Annotated in this window: 20 protein-coding genes; 18 read left to right on the plus strand and 2 right to left on the minus strand. The window is 70.6% G+C overall.

What is annotated here, in order from left to right; all coding sequences use genetic code 11:
- The first annotated feature begins 287 nt into the window (after nt 1-287).
- Genes OG852_RS11085 through OG852_RS11100 form a run of 4 tightly spaced genes read left to right on the plus strand, consistent with a single transcriptional unit; the run spans nt 288 to nt 3,185 of the window.
- Entirely contained in the window at nt 288-584 is a 297-nt protein-coding gene (locus tag OG852_RS11085; protein WP_330347816.1) for a hypothetical protein, read from the plus strand.
- Complete coding sequence (locus OG852_RS11090; protein WP_330347817.1) at nt 581-1,018, plus strand: DUF317 domain-containing protein; 438 nt, start codon at nt 581-583, stop codon at nt 1,016-1,018. Before OG852_RS11085 ends, OG852_RS11090 begins: the two co-directional genes overlap by 4 nt.
- 19 nt (nt 1,019-1,037) lie before the next feature.
- Nucleotides 1,038-1,352 (plus strand): DUF317 domain-containing protein, encoded by a 315-nt coding sequence (locus tag OG852_RS11095; protein ID WP_330347818.1) that lies wholly within the window; start codon nt 1,038-1,040, stop codon nt 1,350-1,352.
- Between the two features lie 36 nt (nt 1,353-1,388).
- Nucleotides 1,389-3,185 carry a type IV secretory system conjugative DNA transfer family protein gene (locus OG852_RS11100; RefSeq protein ID WP_330347819.1) on the plus strand — a complete coding sequence of 599 codons (1,797 nt, stop codon included), beginning with the start codon at nt 1,389-1,391 and terminating at the stop codon, nt 3,183-3,185.
- 35 nt (nt 3,186-3,220) lie between these two features.
- On the opposite strand, the gene OG852_RS11105 is transcribed toward OG852_RS11100, so the two are convergent.
- Nucleotides 3,221-3,517 (minus strand): hypothetical protein, encoded by a 297-nt coding sequence (locus tag OG852_RS11105; protein ID WP_330347820.1) that lies wholly within the window; start codon nt 3,515-3,517, stop codon nt 3,221-3,223.
- Here OG852_RS11105 and OG852_RS11110 point away from each other — a divergent pair.
- The 9 genes from OG852_RS11110 to OG852_RS11150 all read left to right on the plus strand — a co-directional run bounded on the left by OG852_RS11110 (nt 3,509) and on the right by OG852_RS11150 (nt 11,575).
- Nucleotides 3,509-3,763 (plus strand): hypothetical protein, encoded by a 255-nt coding sequence (locus OG852_RS11110; protein WP_330347821.1) that lies wholly within the window; start codon nt 3,509-3,511, stop codon nt 3,761-3,763. The genes OG852_RS11105 and OG852_RS11110 overlap by 9 nt on opposite strands.
- Nucleotides 3,764-3,782: 19 nt before the next feature.
- Nucleotides 3,783-4,385 (plus strand): hypothetical protein, encoded by a 603-nt coding sequence (locus OG852_RS11115; protein WP_330347822.1) that lies wholly within the window; start codon nt 3,783-3,785, stop codon nt 4,383-4,385.
- Nucleotides 4,386-4,418: 33 nt separating this feature from the next.
- The gene (locus OG852_RS11120; protein WP_330347823.1) at nt 4,419-5,261 is read left to right on the plus strand and encodes a hypothetical protein; all 843 of its coding nucleotides are present in this window, start codon (nt 4,419-4,421) and stop codon (nt 5,259-5,261) included.
- A 95-nt stretch (nt 5,262-5,356) separates the two neighbouring features.
- Nucleotides 5,357-5,734, plus strand: coding sequence for a hypothetical protein (locus OG852_RS11125; protein WP_330347824.1), 378 nt, complete (start codon nt 5,357-5,359; stop codon nt 5,732-5,734).
- Nucleotides 5,735-5,906: 172 nt separating this feature from the next.
- Nucleotides 5,907-6,842, plus strand: coding sequence for an alpha/beta fold hydrolase (locus tag OG852_RS11130; protein WP_330347825.1), 936 nt, complete (start codon nt 5,907-5,909; stop codon nt 6,840-6,842).
- A gap of 23 nt (nt 6,843-6,865) precedes the next feature.
- The gene (locus OG852_RS11135; protein WP_330347826.1) at nt 6,866-7,738 is read left to right on the plus strand and encodes a hypothetical protein; all 873 of its coding nucleotides are present in this window, start codon (nt 6,866-6,868) and stop codon (nt 7,736-7,738) included.
- Complete coding sequence (locus OG852_RS11140) at nt 7,738-9,006, plus strand: DNA cytosine methyltransferase (protein WP_330351429.1); 1,269 nt, start codon at nt 7,738-7,740, stop codon at nt 9,004-9,006. Before OG852_RS11135 ends, OG852_RS11140 begins: the two co-directional genes overlap by 1 nt.
- Nucleotides 9,006-10,139: a DnaB-like helicase N-terminal domain-containing protein gene (locus tag OG852_RS11145; protein ID WP_330347827.1), complete on the plus strand. Its 1,134-nt coding sequence runs from the start codon at nt 9,006-9,008 to the stop codon at nt 10,137-10,139. The genes OG852_RS11140 and OG852_RS11145 overlap by 1 nt, the downstream gene beginning before the upstream one ends.
- Nucleotides 10,140-10,204: 65 nt before the next feature.
- Entirely contained in the window at nt 10,205-11,575 is a 1,371-nt protein-coding gene (locus tag OG852_RS11150) for a DUF317 domain-containing protein (RefSeq protein WP_330347828.1), read from the plus strand.
- Between the two features lie 76 nt (nt 11,576-11,651).
- Here the strand turns inward: OG852_RS11150 and OG852_RS11155 are convergent, their stop codons facing one another.
- Nucleotides 11,652-12,554, minus strand: a complete 903-nt coding sequence (locus OG852_RS11155) for a GNAT family N-acetyltransferase (RefSeq protein WP_330347829.1) — start codon at nt 12,552-12,554, stop codon at nt 11,652-11,654.
- Between the two features lie 1,125 nt (nt 12,555-13,679).
- On the opposite strand from OG852_RS11155, the gene OG852_RS11160 reads away from it, so the two are divergent.
- From OG852_RS11160 to OG852_RS11180, 5 genes are all read left to right on the plus strand, one after another.
- Nucleotides 13,680-15,230 (plus strand): hypothetical protein, encoded by a 1,551-nt coding sequence (locus tag OG852_RS11160; protein WP_330347830.1) that lies wholly within the window; start codon nt 13,680-13,682, stop codon nt 15,228-15,230.
- Nucleotides 15,227-16,042 carry a hypothetical protein gene (locus OG852_RS11165; protein ID WP_330347831.1) on the plus strand — a complete coding sequence of 272 codons (816 nt, stop codon included), beginning with the start codon at nt 15,227-15,229 and terminating at the stop codon, nt 16,040-16,042. Before OG852_RS11160 ends, OG852_RS11165 begins: the two co-directional genes overlap by 4 nt.
- Before the next feature lie 21 nt (nt 16,043-16,063).
- Nucleotides 16,064-20,524 (plus strand): hypothetical protein, encoded by a 4,461-nt coding sequence (locus tag OG852_RS11170; RefSeq protein WP_330347832.1) that lies wholly within the window; start codon nt 16,064-16,066, stop codon nt 20,522-20,524.
- Entirely contained in the window at nt 20,521-21,573 is a 1,053-nt protein-coding gene (locus OG852_RS11175; RefSeq protein ID WP_330347833.1) for a Wadjet anti-phage system protein JetD domain-containing protein, read from the plus strand. The genes OG852_RS11170 and OG852_RS11175 overlap by 4 nt, the downstream gene beginning before the upstream one ends.
- 213 nt (nt 21,574-21,786) lie before the next feature.
- Nucleotides 21,787-22,254 (plus strand): NUDIX hydrolase, encoded by a 468-nt coding sequence (locus tag OG852_RS11180; protein ID WP_330347834.1) that lies wholly within the window; start codon nt 21,787-21,789, stop codon nt 22,252-22,254.
- Nucleotides 22,255-22,405: the final 151 nt, after the last annotated feature.

A 22,405-nucleotide genomic window follows, 5' to 3' on the forward strand; every position in this document is an offset into this window, starting at 1 on the left:
ACGCCGTTTCCTTCACTCCCGCTGCCCACCGGAAGCTGCTGCGCCGTCTCGACCGCTTCCTGCGCGACAGCAAGACCATCCTCGACTCCTGGAACACCTACTCCGACGAACACACCGACCTCGACGGCTGGCCCTACGACGAGGACGCCTACGGCCGGCGCGCCAGCGTCCGCGACGCCGCCACCGCCGAAGCATTCGAGAACGTCCGCATCGGCGCGCACCATCTGCTGGCCACCGCCCAGACCCAACTGACCCAACTGCCGGCCGACGCGGTACAGAGCCGCTGGGTGTGGCAGCTGGGTGTCCTGCACGACGCGCTCGACCGGCTCGACGCCCTGCACGAGAAGTGGCGGGAGACCCTCCACAACCTCCCCGCCGATGCCCGCCCGGGCACCCGGGCGTTCGACGACGCCCTCGCCGAGCACCACGCCGAATGCTGGAGCCATCTCGACGACTGGGCCACCCATGGCCAGGCCATCGTCGAGATCAACGCCGCCGCCCGGCACGCACCCTCACCCCTGGCCCCGCGGCCGACCACCACCGCAGCTCCCTCGACCAGCCTCGCAAGCACGGTGCGGAGGTGACCGTGCCCGAGACCGTGGATGTCGAGTTCGTCGCCCCCCGCCACCTAGCCGGCGGCGGCGATCCCGCCTGGGTCACCGTCCCTCTGCACCGCGCCTGCGGCTGGAGCTACGGCCACGACCCCCTTATGCCGCGCGTGATCCTCTCCAGCCCCGACCAGAAGGCACTCCTGCGGCTCGAGCCCGACCCCGACGGCCAGTGGTGGACACTGACCCACGCACCCGAGCCCGACCGGCCCGCCTGGTACGCGAGCTTCGGTGCCCGCACACCGGTCGAGATCATCGCCGCCTTCACCGACGCTCTCACCGATCCCACCGCCGACCCGTCGAACGCCCGCGACCCACTGGAGCCACTCCTGCGCGCGGGGCTGGTCACCGGCCTACAACCACCATCGGTTCGCCTCCCCCGACGGCACCGTACGCGTCGACATACATGAGACGACGGGCACCTGGTGGGTGGGCACCAACCTCGACGACACCCAGCCCCCCGTGTGGCAGGCCCGCTTCGGCGAGCACACCCCAGGACACCTGATCACCGCGTTCACCCACGCGCTCGCCGACACCAGCCCGCTCGTACGCCAGGGCAAGGCGCTGAGTCTCCCCGCATACGGCACCAAGCTCATCACCCGCACTCAGCGTGAACTGCCCGCCGCTCAGGTCGCCTTGGCCCTGGAGGACCGCGTCCGCGCACTTGCCGCCCGGCACACCGCACCACCTCTGTCCGCCCCGGCACCGCGACGCCCTCCGGCCAGCCCCGGTCACACCCGCTGACGAGCAGCTCCCCCACCACCCGGAAAAGCCCTGCCCTTGCCCTCCCCTGCCCACAACTCCTCCACCGACGGCTACGACCTCGCCTTCAAGGTCCTCCTCGGCGCGCTCGCCGTCGCCGTCCCCCTGTCCAACCTCTCCTGGCTGTGCGGCAACCTCACCGCCTGGCTCACCGGCTCCGACGCCTGGGCCCCGTACCAGCCCATCAACGCCCTCCTCCACCCCGACCAGCTCTGGCCACAGTCGGGAGAAACGTCCCTGCTGATCGGCGCCCGCATCGTCCCGTTCACAGCCCTCCTCGCGCTCGGTGCCGTGGCCGCCGTGCTGTGGTCCCGCCACAAGAACCGCGGAGGCGGCCGAAAGAAGAAGATCACCGGGATGGCGAAGCCGAAGGACATCGAACCGCTGATGGCCAAGGCGATCACCGCCAAGGCCCGCTCGCTGCGGCCGAGTCTCAGGACCGCCAAGCACATCGCCGCGAACGACACGGGCATCCTCCTGGGCAACCTCCAAGGCACTCGTCACGAGGTTCGCATGGGTTATGAGGATGTCGCGGTCGCGATCATGGCACCCCGCTCTGGCAAGACCACCAGCCTCGCCATCCCCTCCATCCTCAACGCCCCCGGCCCGGTGCTCCTGACCTCGAACAAGGCCGCAGGCGACGCGTTCACCGCCACCTACGACGCGCGCGCGAGCGTAGGGCAGGTGTGGGCCATGGACCCACAGCAGATCGCGCACGCGGGGCGCGAGATGTGGTGGAACCCCCTCGCCGACGCCAAGACCCTCGACGGCGCGGGCAGACTGGCCGGGCACTTCCTCGCCGCTTCGGTGGACGCCTCCCAACAGGGCGACTTCTGGTCCAAGGCCGGCAGCAACATCCTGTCGCAGCTCTTCCTCGCCGCAGCCCTCGACGACCGCCCGATCACGGACGTCATGCAGTGGCTGGCCTTCCCCGCCGACCGCACGCCGCTGGACATCCTCCGGGACCACCGCTTCACCGCCGTCGCCGCGCAGCTCAAGGGCACCGTGGAGGGCCCGCCGGAGACCAGGGACGGCATCTATGAGACAGCCCGCCAGTACGCCGCCGCCCTGCTCAACAGCGAGATCGCCGCCTGGGTCACCCCGCAGAAGGACGTCCCCGAATTCAGGCCGTCGGAGTTCGTCACCTCCACCGACACGCTCTACCTGCTGTCGAAGGACGGCGGAGGAGGAGCGTCAGCGCTGATCGCCGCGTGCGCGGACTCCGTGATGCGGGCGGCGACCGCGCAGGCTGAACGCGCCGGCGGACGGCTCGACCCGCCGATGCTCGCGATCCTCGACGAGGCCGCCAACGTCTGCAAGATCAGCGACCTGCCGGACCTCTACTCCCACCTTGGCAGCCGGGGCATCATTCCGATCACCATCCTGCAGTCCTACCGCCAGGGCCAGAAAGTCTGGGGCGACGCGGGCATGGACGCCATGTGGTCCGCCTCCACCGTCAAGGTCATCGGCTCCGGCATCGACGACCCGGACTTCGCCGACAAACTCTCCCGGCTGATCGGCGACCACGACGTGGAGACCACCTCCACCTCCCGCTCCGAGTCCGGCACGTCGACCTCCGTGTCGATGCGGCAGGAGCGGATCCTGCCCGCCGACGCGATCCGCGCCCTGCCCAAGGGCACCGCCCTGTGCTTCGCCACCGGCATGCGCGCCGCCATGCTCGACCTGCGCCCCTGGTACCTGGAGCCCGGCGCCGACGAGCTGGCCGCCGCATCCGCCCGGGCATCGAAGGCCATCACCGCCCGCGCCGTAGCCAAGGCAGCGCCGAAACAGAGTGACTTCGGGCCTGCGGCCTAGGAACGGTTAACCGGTCCTGAGCGCCCTGCTCCTCCTCAACTTCCGTCAGGAGACGGCTCATCGCCCCGTATGAACCCAGCGATCTCGACGATCTGACTGCGCACGATGCACTCGACGCGGTCATCGCCGACACCCGCGAACACCGCATCGCCAGCGGCCCCGGTGGGTTCTTCACCGCCCTGCGCCACATCGAGCTGCTCGGCCACCTCGCCATCCGACTCGCCGGAGACGCCCACCACCACCTCAACGAGGACCAGCAGACCTCCTCCGCCCGGCATCCGGCCGAAACCCTCAGCCAGACTGCAGGACATGTCGGCCGTGCCGTGGCCCACTACACCCTGGCCCTCACCCCGCTCGCCGCATGCGCCAAGCCCGGCGCCGGAGCCTCCCTTGACCGGCAACTCGACGCGATCGACCGCCACAGGGACCTGCACGCGCACCTGAGCCACGCCCACCAGGCCCTGGACGAGGCCCGCGCCTCACTGACCGGTCTCAACCCCGCACCCGGATCCAAAGGCTCCCCTCCACCACCGCCCACCACAGCGGCGCACACCAACCCGCGCCCGCCCCGCCGCTGACCCGACCACCCGGACTGCCATGGCCATCACCGACCACCACGACGTCTTCATCGGCTCGACCGACGACGGATGGACCTTCGTCATCGTCAACCGCCCTATCCGCAAGGCCCACCGCATGCTGACCGGGGCGGGATTCACCGCCCGCGAGCACCAAGGCCGCACGCTCTACCTCCTGCCACCCCAGACCGGCGAGGACGCGCACGAACGCGCCGGTGTCGCGGCCTACGGGCTCATGGCCCACACCCTGGACCTCGTCGACCTCGCCTGGACCACGCGCCACCCCAACGCCAGCGGTGCCGAGCCCGGGGCGACCATCCGCTTCCACGACGGCACCGTCACCGCCACCGCCCTCACGGACAGCGCCGGCGATGTCCTCGCCCAGAACGGCTTCACCCCTACCAAGGCGTCGCAGGAGTACACGCTGCCTGCCGGGCTGAGCGAAGCCGACGCCATGAATGCCGTCGTCCGTGCCGAGACCCACCTCCACTCCTACGGCCTCCGCGTGCGCGTCGACCTCGGGATCCCGACCCTCCAGGACATCCCGCCCGCGCCCTCTCGCCCTCCGTCCGCGCCCCCGCCCGCGCCACCCTCCCCGGACCAGGCCCAACGGCGCCGCCGCTGACCACCACTTCCCCTCTTCCTCCGGAACAGCACCATGCAACAGATCGATCTGAACGCCGAGATCGCCCGCCTGCGGCAGCTCGGCAGCGACTTCGAGGACCTGCACAGCGAAATCCGCTCGCTCACCCTCACACCCGGCACCGCCGCCCGGCAGCAGCTCACGTCGAAGATCGTGGCCACCCACGGGCTGGTCCAGCGGGCCATGGAACGCCTCGGCGCCCTTGACGGCAGCCAGTACACCGCTGTCCCCGGCAGCCGCCCGTCTCTGGAGGCGCTGGCCTCCGTCGTCTTGGCCGCCAGTCTCGCCGCCTCCGACCTGGCCTGCGCGCTGGAAACCAATCCGCTGGAGGGCGCCGGATTCCCTGGCCCCCCGGCCGATGAAGCTGCCGTGCGCCAGGCCCGGCACGCGGAGGCGGTCCCGGCCATGGCGGAGCACTTCGCTAACGCCGCCCACCAGCTCGACCTGGCCCACACCGGCTGCTACTACCTCGCCAGCGGCATCACCCGGGACCTGAAGCAGCACGCCGAACAGGACCATAGCCAGGCGACCCCGCCGCCGAAGATCACGGACAGCCAGTACGCCGTCCTCGGCCGGCTGTCCGCAGGCGGCGGCACCCGTTATGTGATCAGCCGATACGGCGTGCTCAAGGCCATCGACAAGGCACGGGCCACCGTGAACGTCGCCACCCTCAACTCCCTGATCAAGCGAGAACTCGTCGCCGCGGACACCACGACATCCCTGCACCAAGGCCAGCGCCTCGACGTCACCGCCGAAGGCCACCGAGCCCTCGCCCACCACAAACCCGCCACGGCCGCCGCTCGGGCGACGGCTGTGCCACCTCCTCCGACGAAGCAGGCTGCGGGACGCACGCGATGACCGGCACCACCCCACCCAGCCTGCCGTCTCGTTCGGCGGAGTGCGGGAGCACCCAGCCCTGCGGTCCCGGCGAACCACCGTTTCCCGCCTCCGAGTTGTCCGCCATTGTGCGCCGACTGAGCTGGCAGCAGCGCGCCGCCCTGCGGGTCCTCGCCCGGACACCCAGCCGGGTCCGGCAGCGGAACAACGGCTCGCAGTACGTGGACACCCAGACCTCGTCGCACATCGCGATCACCACGTGGCACGCCCTGGAACGCAAGGGCCTGGCCTACCGCGACCACACCGCCCACCCCGCGTCCCTTATCGGCCAGCGCCTGGCCCTAACCGACAAGGGACTGGCCGTCCTCAACCACCTCGCCGAGGCCACCTTCCCGGCCTCGGCAACCCAACTCTGGCCACCCGCCCCGCCGCGGCACTTCACCGCACACCCCACAGCTCAGCACGGCAGCGCACCGAGTACCCGGCGCCGCTGAGCGCCCGGGCCCGCGAAGCCCGCTTCTCCGTCCCGCCCGCTTCACGTGGCCAACCCCCATGCCGGCCGGACGACTTCCCTCGCCGGCACCGCGTGGATGGTGCCCGGCTGCCCCTCTACTGATCCCCCCTCTCCGGAGTCCCTCTGTGCTCAATTCGCGTTCTGCCACGGAGGTGTTGTCGGTCTCCGCCGCTGATGGCACTGCGCTGTCCGTCTACCGCGACACCCCAGCCCGCCCGCGGTCCGACGGCGCGACGATCGTGCTGGTGCACGGCGCGTCGGTCACCGCGGACCTGTGGCGCCTTCACACCCGGCACCTGACCGGCCTGGGCTTCAACGTGCTGCGCTACGACCAGCGCGCGCACGGCAACACCCCGCGCGGCCAAGCACCGCTGACCATCGAGCAGCTCGCCGACGACCTGCACCACATCCTGCGCGCCCTCGCCCCCACCGGACCACTGGTGCTCGCCGGCCACTCCCTCGGCGCCCTCATCCTCCAGGAACTCGCCGCCCTGCACCCCCAGTACCGGCCCCGGATCCGGGGCATGGCGCTGCTGTCGGCCACCGCCCACGGCGCGAGCGTGCTGCCCGGCCGCAGCCCGCGCGCCCTGCTACTGGCCGCCGGACGCAGCCTGTTCGCCCTGACCTGCACCCACGCGCCCCAGGCCGTGGACTGGGCGCGACGCCTGCTGCCCGACACCCACCGCTACACCCTCACACCCCGCCCCAGCACCGCGCCTGACGGGCCTCCGCCGTGCCGCCACGGCGTACGCCACACCCCCACCGCCGATCTCGCAGCGCTCTGGCAGTCCCTGCGCCGCTACGAAGCGCGCCACCTGCCCGTGCTGGAGCAGCTCGGCGGTCGGCTGCTGCTGATGGCCGGCGCGGACGACCAGCACATCCCCGCCGCTCACACCGCGCAGCTGGCCGACCGCCTCACCGGCGCCCGCCTGGAGATCCTCCCGCGCACCACGCACGCCCTGCCCATCCGCCACCCGGCACTCATCAGCGCCCGCATCGCGCACCTCGCCGCCGGGCCGGACTCTGATTCTCACCTCCCGAAGGACCTGTCATTTCCGAACTTCCCGCTTTCCGAGCGATTTCACTAGGCGCCGGGATTCAGTCCAGCGCTATGCTCGCCCTGTCAGCCGAAGGCATTCTCCCGAAGGTCGACTACGCGATTTTCGCCGACACGGGCTGGGAGCCCGGGGCCGTCTATGCGCACCTGGACCGCCTGGAACGTGAGATAGCCGAACCTGCAGGTATCCCCGTCCTGCGCGTCTCCTCGGGAAACATCCGTAAGGACGCCCTGGACCCGGAACACCGCTTCGCGTCCATGCCGCTCTACGTCCTCAACAAGGATGGCAGACCCGGTATGACCCGGCGCCAGTGTACCGGGGAATACAAAATAAAGCCGATCAAGAAGAAGGTCCGGGAACTCCTCGGCTACCCCTATCCGGCGCGCATTCCCAAGGGCGTGTTCGTCGAGCAGTGGGTGGGCATTTCCACCGATGAATTCCATCGGGCCAAGGACGCCGATGTGAAGTACATGCGCAACCGGCATCCGCTCATCGACATGGGCTGGTCGCGATCCGACTGCGTCCGCTACCTGACCTCTCTCGGACTGGCCGATACGCCGAAGTCGAGCTGCCTCGGGTGCCCGTTCCACGGAAACGCCCAATGGCGGCATATCCGCGACAACTCCCCTGAGGAATGGCAGGACGTGGTGGAGTTCGACGCGGCCATCCGCAAGGGGAACGCCCGCGCCAACGCCACCGGCAACAGGCTGCTCGGCGAGGCGTTTCTCCACCGCTCCCGCGTCCCACTCGGCGAAGCCCCGATCGACCACGTCACCGCCGCCGAATGGGCGGCGATGCAGCAGGAACTCACCGACACCGGACCGGACCTTGAGGAGCTGGAGCAGGGCGTCATCGACGGCTGTTCCCCGTGGGCCTGCCGCGGTGAAGTCGAGCCGGTCCAGGACGACTTCGGACTGGCCTCTTGATCACCCTGGACCTGTTTGCGGGACCGGGTGGATGGAGCCACGCCCTGAACGTCCTCGGCGTCCGGGACATCGGGCTGGAATGGGACGAGTGGGCCTGCAAAACCCGCGCGGCAGCAGGACAGCTGACGATTCGCGCGGACGTGGCCATGTATCCCGTCTGGCCTTTCCTCGAACGGACCACCGGGCTCATCGCGAGCCCGCCGTGTCAGGCGTGGTCGATGGCCGGCAAACGCCTCGGCCTGGTGGACCAGCCACTGGTGCACCAGGCCGTCGCGGACCTCGCCGCCGGCCGCGACACCCGCGCCAAGCTGCTCGCTGCCTGCCGGGACGAGCGCAGTCTGCTGGCCGCCGAGCCCATGCGCTACCTCTACGCCCTGAACACGGTGGGCGAACCGGAGTGGGTCGCCATGGAGGAGGTCCCCGACGTGCTGCCGCTGTGGCGCCAGTACGCGGCCATCCTCCGCCGCTGGGGATTCTCCGTGTGGACCGGCATCCTCAACGCCGCCGACTACGGCGTACCCCAGACGCGAAAGCGCGCCATCCTGCTCGCCTCCCGCGTCCGTACGGCCGAACCGCCCGCGCCCACCCACGCCCAGGTTGCCGAGCCCGAGTCGCTGTTCGGGCCCGGCCGCGCCCGCTGGGTGTCCATGGCTGAGGCTCTCGGCTGGGGCGCCACCGACCGTCCCGTCCCCACGGTGTGTGCCGGCGGTGGACCAGGAGGCGGCCCCGAGCCCTTCCCCTCCGGCTCACGCAAGACCCTCTCCGACGCACGCGACCGGGGGACCTGGGCACCCCGCGCCGACGGGATCGTCGTGCAGTCCCGCCGGGAAGGAGCAGGCTGGGCCGCCCGGCACGGAGTCCGGGACAACCGGCTGGCCGATGCCCCCGCTCCGACCTTTACGGCGGAGGCGCACCGCTGGTCCTGGTCGCTGCGCAGCAACAACCAGGCCAACGCCACCGTCAGATCAATCGAGGAGCCGGCCGGGACGCTGTTCTTCGGGCACCGCGCGAACGAGTGCACCTGGATCGCCGAACCCGTCGGCACCCCGTCGGAGAACGAGACGGAAACCGCGCCGGAGCCGATCCGGATCACCGCCCGCGAGGCCGGCGTCCTCCAGACCTTCCCCGCCGACTACCCGTGGCAGGGCAACAAGGGCCAGCAGTTCTCCCAGATCGGCAACGCTGTACCCCCGCTTCTCGCCGGACACCTCCTCGCCCCGCACCTGCGCGTGCCCCTCAACCCCGACGACTTCACCCTGGCCGCCTGATGCCCCGCACCCCCGCCCCCGACGAACCCGAAGACGACCTCGACGACCTGCCCGCCACGCATACGCCGCAGCCCCTGTACTACGCCGAGCAGGCCCTCCTCGGCGCCCTCCTCCTCGAACCCCACCGCCTCATCGACATCGCCGGGGTCGAGCCCGACTCGTTCTCCAACTACGCGCACGGCGCCCTCTTCGCCGCGATCCGTGCCCTGTCGGCCCCCGATCCGGTCCAGCATGCGCAAGACACCAGCTGGCTGGACGCGGTGCTCACCGCCGCCCGCGAGCATGCCCGCGGGCTTACCGCCTCCTACCTGCACACGCTCATCCAGGTCTGCCCGTGGCCCCGGCATGCGTCCGCATACGCGCGGATGGTCGAGACCGAGCATGCCCGCCGTACCCTGCGCGCCCACGCCGAGCGCCTCGCGCTGACCGCGACGGACGTCACGCTCCCGCACCCGGTGCCCGACACCCTCGCCGCAGCCGACGCCCTGGCCCGTGCCGTGGACGACATCGCCGCCAGGTTCCCGTCGCACTCCGGCTCCCTGCCCCGTACCCCCGCACCCGCGCCGACGGCTGCCCTCGGCGACGCCGAGGAGGCAGTCGATGAGGAGCGGCTGCTGCTCGCGACCGCGACGGCGCACCCGGCTGACGTCGAGCAGATGCGGTGGCTGAGCACCAACGACTTCACCCACCCCCTGCACGCCGGGCTGTGGCAGTGCCTGACCGCTCTGGCCCGGCGTCGCGCCCTCGTCGACCCGGTCACCGTCCTGTGTGAGGCCCAGCAGCGTGGCCTCCTCGTATCCGGGGCCCAGCCGGCCGAGCTGCTCGACCTTCTCAGCGCACCGGCCGGTTCCGCTGAGTACTGGGGCGAGCGGATCCTCCAGCGCTCCGTCCTGACCACCGCGCATCGAGTGGGCCGCCGTATCGAGGCGTTCACCGATGACCCGGCGACCACCCCGTACCAGCTCATCCTCGGCAGCCGCCGCGCGCTCGCCGAACTGTCCGCCGTACGCGCCCGCTGGCACCACGCCACCTCACCCGCACCCACGACCACGCCCGCGCGCACCAGGGCCACGGCACCGCCCCGGGCTGGCCCGCCACGGACCACGGCGCCACCCGCCCGTATCTCCCGCTGACCCCGAACCCGCCGGTGGCAGGGCCTCCAACGGTCCGGCCACCGGCAGAAGCGAGCGCTCCCTTCGTGACGACCCCCGCAGCAGACGCGCATGTCCGCCTCGACACCCACCCCAGGCACACCAGCGCCGTGACCGCCACGTTCACCGGCCCCCAACGAGAGCCAGCCCGCGCTGCGCTGACCGCCCACGGCTTCGAGGCTCTCGACGACGACACCCTGGTCCTAGCCCGCATCGACCACGAAGAGCCCTACTGGGCCGGGAAGGCCGCACAGGCCCTGACCGCAGACGGCTTCACCACCGAGATCACCCCCCGACTCCGCGAAGCCATGGAGGAAGAGTGGACCTGGGCCAACTACCCGATGCCCTGGTGTACCCGGGCGGAGATCCGGGAGGTGTCGAACGAAGCCCAGAAGATCCACGACGACATCCGCCACGGCCGGCTCATCATCCACGCCCACGCCGACGACAACGGCACCACCGTCGCCGTCGGCACCTACCGAGACACGGGCAAGAGCGTCTACCTCCACGGCGAGAACCACCTGCGGCAGATCGCCGATACCTTCGACTCACCCGCCCAGGCCCTTCTAGCCTTCGAACGCCTCCATGGCGACACCATGCGGCCCGGCCCCGCGCCCACGACCGACACCGAGCGCGCCGCCGCCGAAGCCCGCATCTCGCTCGACACACCCGCCACAGAACCCCAACCACCCGCACAGGAACCGGAGATCGTGCCCGCCTACGCCGCCGATGCCGGCGACCACGAGACCCTGCTGCACGACTTCCTCAACGAGAACGCCGACTGGGAGAAGTACCGGACCTGGGACGACAACACCACCATCGCCAACCACGAATCGCTCACCCTGCGCGCCCTTCTCGACCACGACGCCGAAGCCCGTGACACGAAATGGACCTTCGCCGCGTACGAATCACCCGTCAGCGACCGCATGTGGCACATGACCGTCGCCGCCGCCACCCCTGCCCCCATCCTGAACACCCTGCTGACTGTCATCGCCGCCAGTGACGCGTGGGAGACAGCCGTCGGAAGCCCGGTCATCGAGAAGACTGTCACCGAGGCCACCCGCCCGCTCACCGACGCAGGCTGGACGCATACCGTGGATGGACGCTGGCTACGCTGGCAGACGGCCCAGGACGACGCGGGAGTGCAATTCGACGCCTTCGCTGCCCAGACCCCCCGCTCCACCCTCTCCACCTGGACCATCTGGGCTGGCCCCAGCATCAACCACCCGGCCTGGGCCATACACGCCTCGGCCTACACCCCTGCCAGCCTTCTCGCCCACCTCGCAGAAGAACTCGCCCACGGAACCGGCACCCGGCGCAGCAGCCCTCCCCAGACCGCCCAGCGCACCAGCCGAATCACCGCCACGCCCCCGCCTGCGGTACCACCGACCGCTCCGACTGCAGGCCCTCGACGATGACCGGCGGCCAAGCTAGCACTGGGCCAGCCCTTGACAGACCACCCCAGCCGAAGACCCGCGGGCCGCATTGGCTGAGTCAGCTGATGGCCCAGACTCTCGGCCGTCCGTGATCCGCCGGATGTGCCGAGAAGTCGTACACCGCGAAGTCCGTCACGGGGCGGTAGCCAATCCGCTGGTACAGGCCGTTGCTGGTCGGGTTGGCCAGGTCCGCGAACAGCAGCACCTCCGCCGCGCCCGCCGCCACCGCCGCCCGGCTGACCTCGACCGTCGCGGCGCCCGCGTAGCCGCGACCGCGCAGGTCGGCCGGGGTGTAGACGGGGGCCACCCTGATCTGGCCAGCGACCATCGGGGTCACGCCTGCCATGGAGACGGGGGTGCCGTCTGGGGTCTCCCAGAACGTGATGCGTCCATTGGCTATGCGCGTGTCGGCCCAGGAGCCGGCATCCGTGGAGGGCACTGCTCCGAGGGCTGCGACAAACTCTCCGTGCCATCGCATGAGTTGCTCGCGGTCCTCCTCGCCAGCGACCCGGCCCCGACCCTCCGGACGCGGCCCTGGCGGGGTGAGCGTGCCGAGACTGTACAGCCGCTGACGCTCGTGGAGCGTGGGCGTCGCGCCTGTGTGCCGTTGCCAGGCATCGGCGAAGGCGGCGGCGGTGTCGCGGTCCGCGCTGACACCGGGGACGGCGAGGCCGAGGGCAGCCAGATGGGCGGCGAGGGCGTCGGATTCGTCGGGGGCGAGGGGGGTAACGTTCAGACGGTGGGGCGGAGTACGGAAGTACGTTGCGCGGATCTCGCCCGCCCTCTCCAGGATGCCGAAGACGGGGTCTTCGGCGCCGTATGTATGCGGTCCGCGCGTACGCAGCGCCTCGGTCACCGTCAGGGGGATGGTGTGCAGGGCGGGGCGCGAGTGCAGAAAGTCTCTTGCGCGGGCTAGGAAGCCGCCGACGTCAGCGGTGAGGTGCCAGTCATCCGGGCGCATGCTTCATGATCCCGCGCGTTCACTGACTGCGCCCGCGGTTTTCCGACGGGGCGAGACGACGGGCGCAGTCAGGACGTTGTCTCCCCCAGTGACCCGCGCCTACTCCGGCTCCGGTCCGTCGCCAGACGGCCGTGCAGATGCATGCTCCGAAACGCATCTTGCTGGCCCGGGTCGGACATCGCGCCTGACCGAGCGGACCCATGCAAGGGCAACCACGGCCTACAGCACGATCCTCGACCTCCTGGAGGGCATCAGCACCGCCCGGCGATGGCCGCCATGAAGCACGGCTGCCTGACTCGATGACTGCGGCGCCGTGAAGGCCGCGAAAGAAACCGCCATCCGGCGTACCGGGTCGTTATTACCCCACACCTCGCTTGTGAGTCGTTGACCTGGCCGCCATCCTCCTGGAGTTGGGCGCCGTCCGCCTGGACAATCGCGTAACCCAATCGCGGCTTGGTACCACGCTCCGCGGTGGCCGGGAATTACTCATCGCGCGCCTCCGAAGATCCCCCGCTCCGGGCTGCACAGGGACGAACTCGGGTACCGCCTGGGCTGCGCCGCGGCTCCGCGCGGTCAACGGCCATCTTGTTCTCCCCGTGCTGTCACCACGCCGGGGAGCTACACCCGGCTGTGGCCCCCGCCTTGGTAGCAGTCACCATCGGCCGGCACAGCGAGAGGATCTGCGGCTTCGCACGTCGCGGCGGGACTGCGGTGACGTCGCAGAAACCGGTCCGAGGCCCCCGTCTGGGATGGCAGCAGCACAGATAGCACGAAAGTCCCGGTTAGCGAAACCCGGGATCGTCAGCACCATGAGAGTCCTCCGCCGTACCTGCACCGACCGTCGAGAGGCCCATCCCGCGTGCCGATCCCAGATCGCATCCACGCGTGCGTACCGCTCACCGCCGGGCTGCACGCCCACCGGGGAGGGTCCCCGACGGTGCCAGGCGATCGCATCAACCGGTCCGGGCAGGGAACGATCCGTGAAGATGCATGGCTTCTTTCGCACGGGAGGTGCGCGCCTCATTCCCCTCTCTACCGACCGCTCCGGTTCGGCCCCACCGCGATTGTCAGTGCCACGTTCTAGCGTGAACTCACAGTGGAAAAAGGGCGATTGGAGCCTGCCGGGTGATCTTTGAGGAGCCACGGGCGGTCTACGAGAGCATTACCTCACGCATGAAGGCGCTGGCGGTGGTTCGCCCGCTACTGGCGCTCGACAGCAGCAAGGCCAAGGCCGAGCGGGGGTGGGAGGGCTACCGCCTGGCCGAGCTGGCGCTGGCCGCGATCGATGTCGTCACGCTGCGCACGGACATGCGCACGGCGGTCCGCCAGGAGACGGTGGTGGATCATGTGGCCGAGTTCGCCGCGCTGCAGCTGCCGGGACGCCCGATTGAGGAGTACCGAGCCGTCGCGCGCTGGGTGACCGAACGGCTGATCAACACAGAGGAGCGCGACCGGGCGTTCCATCACGCGATCGGCAGCGTGACGGACGAGGGGTTCGAGACTCGTATGACGTCCTTCCAGATCCTCAAGGAGGTGCCCGACCATGTGGGGCAGGCGGCGCTGATTGCCACCGATGCGGCGATCACCGTGCTGGTGCACGCGATCGATGTGGACATTGCTTCCGAACAGATCGCAGCCGAGGCCAAGCTGGAGGCGCTGCTCAAGCGTGCCCGTATCGGCGAGGCGTGGCAGATCGCGCACACCGCCCGTCTGCAGAGCATCCGTTACGCCAAGGACATCCACGGGCGTATCGAGGCGATGAAGCGGAACGTGCGGGCGGTGGACTGGGATACGGAGGTCAAGGAGACCGTCGACGAGGCCCTGGAACACGTCCGCAGCCGCTCCGCGACTGAGCAACAGCTCAAGGAACGAGTCGACCAGCTGCTGGAGGTCACTGACGACGCGCAAAAGCGCCGGCAGTTGGAGGGGCTGGGCGCGCTGATCGTCGAATGCATGCAACGGCATTCGGTGCTCATCGACATGCTGTTGAAGGTCGGCCCCGAGTACCGGCGCCAACAGGACCGCCAGGTGTTCGTTGCGCCGACGCTGCACGCCCGGGTGCACCTGCACGAGCAGCTCCTGCAACCGGTGATGGAATTTTCCCTGGATGCCTGCCTCGGCCCCTTGGAAGCGTTCACCCGGGCCGTCCTGGGGCCGCAGCAGCCCCGCGTGATGTATCTGCCGGACTACTTCGAGGCCCTGACCCGCGTCAGCGAATCAACCGCGGGGGACCTGGTACCGGTCGCACACGACGACGACCCGGGCGACGGCGAGCACACCACCGTGTTCAGCGACGCGCAGCACGAGGCGGTGGACGCCCTGCTCAACTCGGCCACCGACCAGGGAGTGCGGCTGTCCGCACTGCTCGGCTCCGCCCGCCTGCCCGGCCCCGGCATGGGTTCTGAATCCGGCACGGACACACTCCTGGCGATGCGCGTGCAGGAGCTCTTCCGGCAGGTGCCGGTGCGTCAACTGGCCGTCGGCGAACCTGCCGTCGTGGCTGTCGACGACGGCACCGACCTGGTGGACGAACGCTTCGGTGGCAGCGACTTCCTACTGATCCGCACCCAATCGCAGCCCCCGCTCCCGCCCGGGCCATCCGATGCCCTCACCGCCGCCGACGACCGGCTGTCGTCGGCGGAGCCCATCCCCGACCGTGACCAGGAGAGCGCGTGACCCAGCACGAGGACATTGCAGACGCCGCCCGGATGGTCGCCCTGGCCCTGGCCCGTGGCAAGGCACCGGCCCGCTCTGGCGAGTACGCGCGGCTGGTCCGGCGCTTCGAGACCGAACCAGACTTCGCCCAGATCGTACGGAAGATCGCCCAGGGCTTCGACCTGACGGTGCTGGAGGTCCACCGCATGCCGGGCCTGGTCCTGGGGACAACCCCGGAGACCGACTTCGCCGTCTCGGTGCCCGACCTGGTCCCGCAGACCGCCGACCGGCCGCTGTATCTGCTGGCCCAGCTCGCCATCGCCTCGCTCGCCTTCCCCCGACCGGAGGACCTCGACGACGACGAGCACGTCGGCCGAGTCACGGTCAAGCAGGTGGACGAGGAGGTCCGTTCCCTGGCCCGGGCCATCGAGCACCGGCTCGCGCAAACCGACGCCGACACCGACCCCCCGGCCGGCCAGCCCGGCCTGGAGGGACTGTGGCGGGCCTATCTGCGCCGCAACGCCACAGGCACCACTCGGGCGGACAAGACTCCCAGGACGGTGACCTACTCCCTGGTGCGCCGGGCCCTGACCCACCTGGCCGAGCACGGCTTCGTGCGCAAGGTGAGCGACGAGGACGCCGGCACGTACGCCACCAGCGTCAAGTACCGGCTGCAGATCCGCGACCAGGCCGCCGGCGACATGCTGCGGGAACTGGCGGCCCTGGGTGTGGCCGCTCTGCCCTCCCACGATCAGGCCGCCACCTCCGAGTCGGCGGCAGACACCGCCCTGAGCGCCGATGACGCCCTGCCGGGTTCGCCGCTGCCCCGTTGACCTGCCGTAAGGACGCCTGCCATGTACGAACTCAACCGGATTCTGCTGCGCAACTTCGGCCCCGTCGACGCACGCTACGAAGATGTCACCCTGGACTTCTCCGGCGTCGGCCGGGAGGTGGAGACCGCCTCGCTGATCCCGGCCGCCGGCCACGTCACCCACCGCCCGGCCCCGGCCAACCTGATCATGCTGCAAAACGGCGGCGGCAAGGGCGTACTGCTGACTGGCATTACCTGCACGACCATCCCGCACCGCCACCAGGACGTGGAGACGCTGCGGAACTTCACCGTGTCCCTGGCACAGCCCTCCCACGTGGTCCTCGAATGGGCCGACGCACGCACCGGACGCCTCCTGGTCACCGCCCAGATCCTGGCCCCGGACCGCGAGGGGAAACTGCACCGCCGCTTTTACAGCTTCCACCCGGCCGCCGCCCTGGACGCCGACCGTCTGCCCTTCCACCGCGACGGGCACTGGCTGCCTTTCGAGGACTACTGCACCGAGCTGCGCGACGTGCAGCGCCGCGTCGACGCCCTGGAACTGCGCATCGAGGACGGCCAGGAGCGATGGGAGAAGCACCAGCGCACCCTGGGGCTGCAGCCCGATCTGTTCGACGTACAGCGCCGGATGAACGCCAAGGAGAGCGACGCGGCGGCAGCGTTCACCACCACCACATCCGACGCCTTTGTGGACTGGCTGCTGCGCAAGGCCACCGACGACGACCAGTACGCCGAGCTGGGCACGGCCTTCCACTCCTACGCCCAGGCCCACGACCAGCGCGCTGCATGGGACAGGGAACGACAGTTCGCCCTAGCCATGCAGCGAGCGTGTGGCGAGGTCGCTGGGCTTCACCAGAGGCGGCAGGAGACCACCCGCGCCGCCGAGGGTGCGCAGCAGCAGCTCGTACAGCTGACCGCCGCTGTCCAGCTCCGCGAGCGGCAATTGTCCGACGCATTCACGGTTCACGCCGACGCTGTCACCGACACATACCGCGAGCACGAGGAGGCAAAGCGGGCGGCCGAACGGGCCGAGCGGCGCGTGCACCACGTACGCCATCACGCCAGTACTCTCGAACTGGGCGCCCTCCGGGCAAAGCAGCGCGGCGCCGAGCAGGACAAGAAGGAGACCGAAGCCGAGAAGGCGGGCTGGGAAATGGTCCCGGCGGCGCTGCGCCATGCGCAGGCCCAGGACGATCACGCCCGCGCCCAGGAGGCTCTCAGCCTGGCAGAGCGCACCGCCGCCCCCTACATCATGGCCGTCCACCAGGCAGCAGCCGACCTGCGTGCCGGGTACGCCCGCGCCGAGGCCGCCGCCCTGGAGAAGGTCCGCCAGCTGACCGAGGCTAACCGGCAGACCGAGACCGGCATCGAGCAGTGGCAGCGCCGCCGCGAACGGCTCCTTGAAGACACCGGCGCGGCCCAGGCCGATCTCCGCGCGCTCCGCGAGCAGATCGACTCCTTCACCACCACGCTGGATCGGGCCCGCCGCGACCGGCTCGTCGAGCCCGAGGAACAGGCCGGGGACGCCGCGGCCCGCGCCGAGGCGCACACCTGCCACCTCGGCCAGCTCATGGACGAGGCCAAACAAGCACGTCAGGCCGCCCGCACCGGGCGCGACCAGGCGCACCAGCACCTGGCCGACGTACAGCGGCGGGCACTGTCCGACCGTGCTGCGGCCGATGCGGCGCTCGCGCAGACCGACCGGCTGCGCCAGCAGGCCACGGCCGTCCAGTCCCTGCCGCTGTGCGCCGACCTCCTCGAAGCCGAGCCCGACGAGCTGCGCGCCGCCGACTCGCTGGAGTTGCTCCATGAACATGCCGCCGTGCTGGGGGAGGCCGCCGGACGCCGCATCGCCCATCTGGAGACCACGCTCACCCGGACCCGCCTCAGCCTGCGCGAGGACCAGGACCTGCTCGACGTGCTCGATACGAGCGGGGGCCTGCACCCGGCCAGCGCTGCCGTGCGGCGCCTGTGTGACGACCTTGTCGCACACGGCATCGCGGCCTGGCCCGGCTGGCGGTGGATGCACGACAACGTTCCCGCCGACGCCCACCCCCAGGTCATCCGAGCGCACCCCGACCTGGTCGGTGGAATCATCGTGGGCGGCGCCGACGGCCTGGACACCGCTCGCCGCCACCTGGAACAGACCCGCCCCCTTCCGGCCGCCGCCGTGACCGTGGGCACCGGCGAGCGCCTGCTGCGCCCGGCCGCCGACGACAACGACCGCTTCGTGATCGAGCCTTCCCCCGCCCTGCACGACGAAGACGCCGCCGGACGCGAACGAGGCGAGGTCACCGCGCGCATCACGGCCGCCACCCGCCAGATGCAGGACCTCGACACGCGCCTGGCGGAGGCACGGGAGCTGGAGCGGCACCTCGCCAACTGGCTGGACGCCTGCGCACAGATGCCCGTCCCCGACCGCCTCGCCCAGCTGAACGACTTGCAGACCACCGCCGCCGCGTCCGAGACCGCCGCCCAGGAGGCCCGCGACGCGGCCGAGAGCCACGACGCCACCCTGCACGAGGCGGAGCAGGCGTACGACGAGCTCGTCGACCGGACCGGTGAAGCCCAGCGCGCCCTGCACGTCCTCCGGCAGCTGGCCGGCGCCGAGACCGAAGCCGCCCAGGCCCACAACCGCATCGCCGTCCTGACCGCGCAGTGCCAGGAGTGGCGGACCGAAGCCGACGATCTGCGTGCCGCGTGCAAGCGGGCCGAAGCGGAGCTGCTGCGCCGCGCCCAGGCCATCGAAGCCGCCCGGCAGGAGGCCGACACCCACGCCGAAAGCCACCGCGCCGTCCCCGCCCCGCCCGGCGGCGACGCGACCACCGAACCCGGCGCACCGCACGAGCCTCTCCCCGTACTCAAGCACCGCTACGAGCAGGCTTTGGACGAGCTACGCGCCGTCCAGGTGGGCGAAGACCAGCAGCAGCGCGCCACCCGCGCCGAAGAACACCTTCTGAGGTGCCAGAGGGAATGGAACCAGGTGCCCGGGCCCATTCAAGCGCTCGCCCAGAAGTTCAGCGCGGACCCGCGGGCCACCGACGAGGTCCAGCGCCACGCCATACTGCGCGACCTGGCCGGACAGCTCACCGACCTCGAGGACCGGCTCAACGCACTGCGCGACAAGGAGAGCGAGCTGAAGGTCCGCACCGACCACCTCCAGTCCGCAGCCGCGGCAGCACCGCTGACCGGCGAGGAGGCCGCCGCCTGGACGCCGACCACCCTGGAGGACGCCACCGCCCTGGGGGCCCGCGCGGCACGGGAGCTGGAGGAAGCCCGTACCACGGAGCGCGGCGCGTCCGAGCGCTACAACGGCGCCCGCCGCAGCCAGGCCAACAGCAGCCGCGACCTGACAGCGTTCCGGTCCGTCCTGCCGCGCCTGGAAAGCGCCGCCCACGGTCTCGACCTGCCCGCCGAAGCGGACCGCTATCCGGGCACCGCCGAGGCTGCCGAGGCAGAAGCCCGGCAGGCCGCCGAGGAATACCGCACCCGCCACCAGGCCGCCCACGACGCCGACCGCGCTCTGGAAACCGGCGTCAGCCGCCTTAAAGAGGAAGCCGCCGACGTCCGCTTCGAAGGACTCGACATCCCGCTGCGCACGCAAATCTCCGCCCTGGGCGGCGCGAAGATCCCTGCCCTGGCCGAGAACTGGACCCAGGCGCTCGGCTCCCGCATCGCCGCACTGACCAGCGACTTGCACGCCATGGCCAAGACCCGCGAGGCCCTCGCCTCCCAGCTCGGCGCCCACGTCACCGATCTGCTGCACCGCCTCGACCAGGCCAGCCGCTTCTCCGCCTTCCCCGACGGCGCCGCCCCCTGGGCCGGACAGAAGTTCCTCACCATCCGCTACAAGAAACCCGACCAGCAGCCCCTCGCCGCCGCGATGCGCGAAACCGTTGACGCCCTCGCCCAAAACCCCCGCACCCGCAAACTCAAAGGCATCGACGTCGTCCTGCGCTGCCTCAAGGAGGCCGTACCTCGCGGCTTCACCGCCGAGGTCATGAAGCCCAACGCCGCCAGGCGGATCACCCGGGTGCCCGTAGAGAAGATGGGCACCACCTTCTCCGGCGGTCAGGAACTCACCGGCGCCATCCTCCTCTACTGCGCCCTGGCCGCGCTGCGCACCTCGCCCGGCCCTCGCAGCCGCACCCGCAACGGCGGACTGCTTCTCCTGGACAATCCCATCGGCCGTGCCAACGCCGCCTACCTCGTCGACCTCCAGTTCGAGATGGCCGCCGCCCTGGGCATCCAGCTCATCTACACCACCGGCCTGAGCGACGAAGAGGTCACCGCCCGCTTCCCCATGTGCATCCCGCTGCGCAACGACGCCGAAGCCCGCGCCGGCCTGTCCCTGATCCGCCTCGACGAGCGCATCCGCCACGCCCTCGTCCCCGCCCCGCGCATCACCCCCGACGACAGCGCCGCCGCCCCGTCCGGCTACCTCCACTCCGCGCGCCTGTACACGAAGGAGTCCTCCGCTCAATGACCGCCGGTTCTTCCCCGCCGCTGTCACCCGCAGCGGCCAGCCTCAGCGCCGCGCTGCAGGCCCGAGCCGAGAAGGCCACAATCTCCCGCGCCACCCTCGTCGAAGCATTCACCGCGGCCCTGCCCGGCCTGGCCAGCGGCGAGCACGCGCGCACCGCGCTCGCCACACTCCTGCACGAACTCGCCGACCACCGCCTCCTCACCCTGCCCACCAGCAGCGCCCGCTGGGACGCCGGCCGGCCACGCCTGCCCGAACAAGTCCGCCTGCCCACCGCCACCCCGGCCACGCCGCGCGCGCCTCGCCGCCCCATCTCATGGCGCCCGGAACTCGACTGGGCCTACACCGCCCGTCTCACCTCCGCCCAGACCGAGGATCTCCTCGCATGCAGCCGCTGGTTCCGGGACAGCAGCAACGCCCCCGACCGGCGTACGCCGATCCCGCTGCGCGAGCGGTCCTACGAGATCTTCCGCGACGAGAAACGTCTCGACGCCCTCATCTCTGGCGCGCTATTCGCCCCCGGGCGCCTCACCCTCGACCAGCTGGCCACCTACCGCCAGCCGCCACCGCTCGCCCACCACCAAGTCGGCGACGGCAACGCCCTTCTGGTGGTGGAGAACAGCGACACCTATGCCACCCTCCACGACCTGCTCTCCAAGCAGCCCGGCCGCACCCGGTTCATCGCCTTTGGAGCCGGAAGATCCTTCGAAGCCTCCGTCAGCCGCCTCACGGAACTCCCCGGCATCCACCGCATTCTCTACTACGGCGACCTCGACGCTGACGGCCTGGCCATCCCCGCTCGCGCATCCCTCACCGCCCTCCAACACGGTCTGCCCCCGATCCAACCGGCCACCGGCCTCTACCGACTTCTCCTCGGCCACACCCCCACCCCCTCCACCCCCATCGCCGACGACCGCGCCCAGACACTCGCCGCCTGGCTGCCCACGCCCCTGTCCGCACAGGCCCACAACCTGCTCACCGCCGGCCAACGCCTCGCGCAGGAAGCCACCAACCGCAACCAGCTCTCCACCGACTCCACTTGGCGCACTTGACGTCGCACTTACGGCCGCCTCGCAATCTCCAGCAGCCACCCAGGTCCCGGAACCACCCACAGACGAAGAGGCCAGCCCTCACCGAGCAGAAGAGCGACGATGCCGCAGAGCTGCCCAGGCACCTCCGCACGCCCACGCCTTCCAGAAGGGGTGGTCACGCGAGGCACACTGGGCCAGCTTGCCGCCGTAACGTAAGCAGAGGGGGGTCCACCCATGACCGAGATCGTCAAACGCAGTGCCCGTGCCATCCTCATCGACGGGGATGAGTTGCTGCTCATAAAACGCACGAAGCCGGGCCAGGAGCCGTACTGGGTCGCGGTGGGCGGCGGAGTCGAGGACGAGGACCCCACCATCGAAGCGGCACTGCACCGCGAGGTGTTCGAGGAGCTAGGCGCCACACTGCAGCGCGCCGAGCTGGTTCACCTGATCACTGACGGACTGGACGGGGGTATCGGCATCCAGCACATCTTCGCCGCCCGCCTGTACTCCATGAACCTGAGCGCCCGGACCGGTACAGAGTTCAGCAAGCCTGAGCGGGGCGGATACGAGGTGGTACGGGTACCGTTCACAGCCGAGACCATTAGGGAACTCAAGCTGATGCCTCCGCAGTTGTCCGAGTTCATCGTCGCCAATACCGCGGCGATCGCCTCCGTACTCGACACACCGATCCGCGCGGCGTGAGTACCTGTGGACGCCTGCGCGGTGGGCTTTCTCACCTTCAGCGCTCGTGGCCGCCTCCGAGGAAGTGCCCGGCCCCCCTCCCCGTACGGGTAAGACTCCCGCCGCACCGGCGCGGCGTTGCTGCTGCGCTGCAGACCTGTCCGCACCATGC

The organism is Streptomyces sp. NBC_00582 (genome assembly GCF_036345155.1).
In the GTDB taxonomy this organism is placed as follows: domain Bacteria; phylum Actinomycetota; class Actinomycetes; order Streptomycetales; family Streptomycetaceae; genus Streptomyces.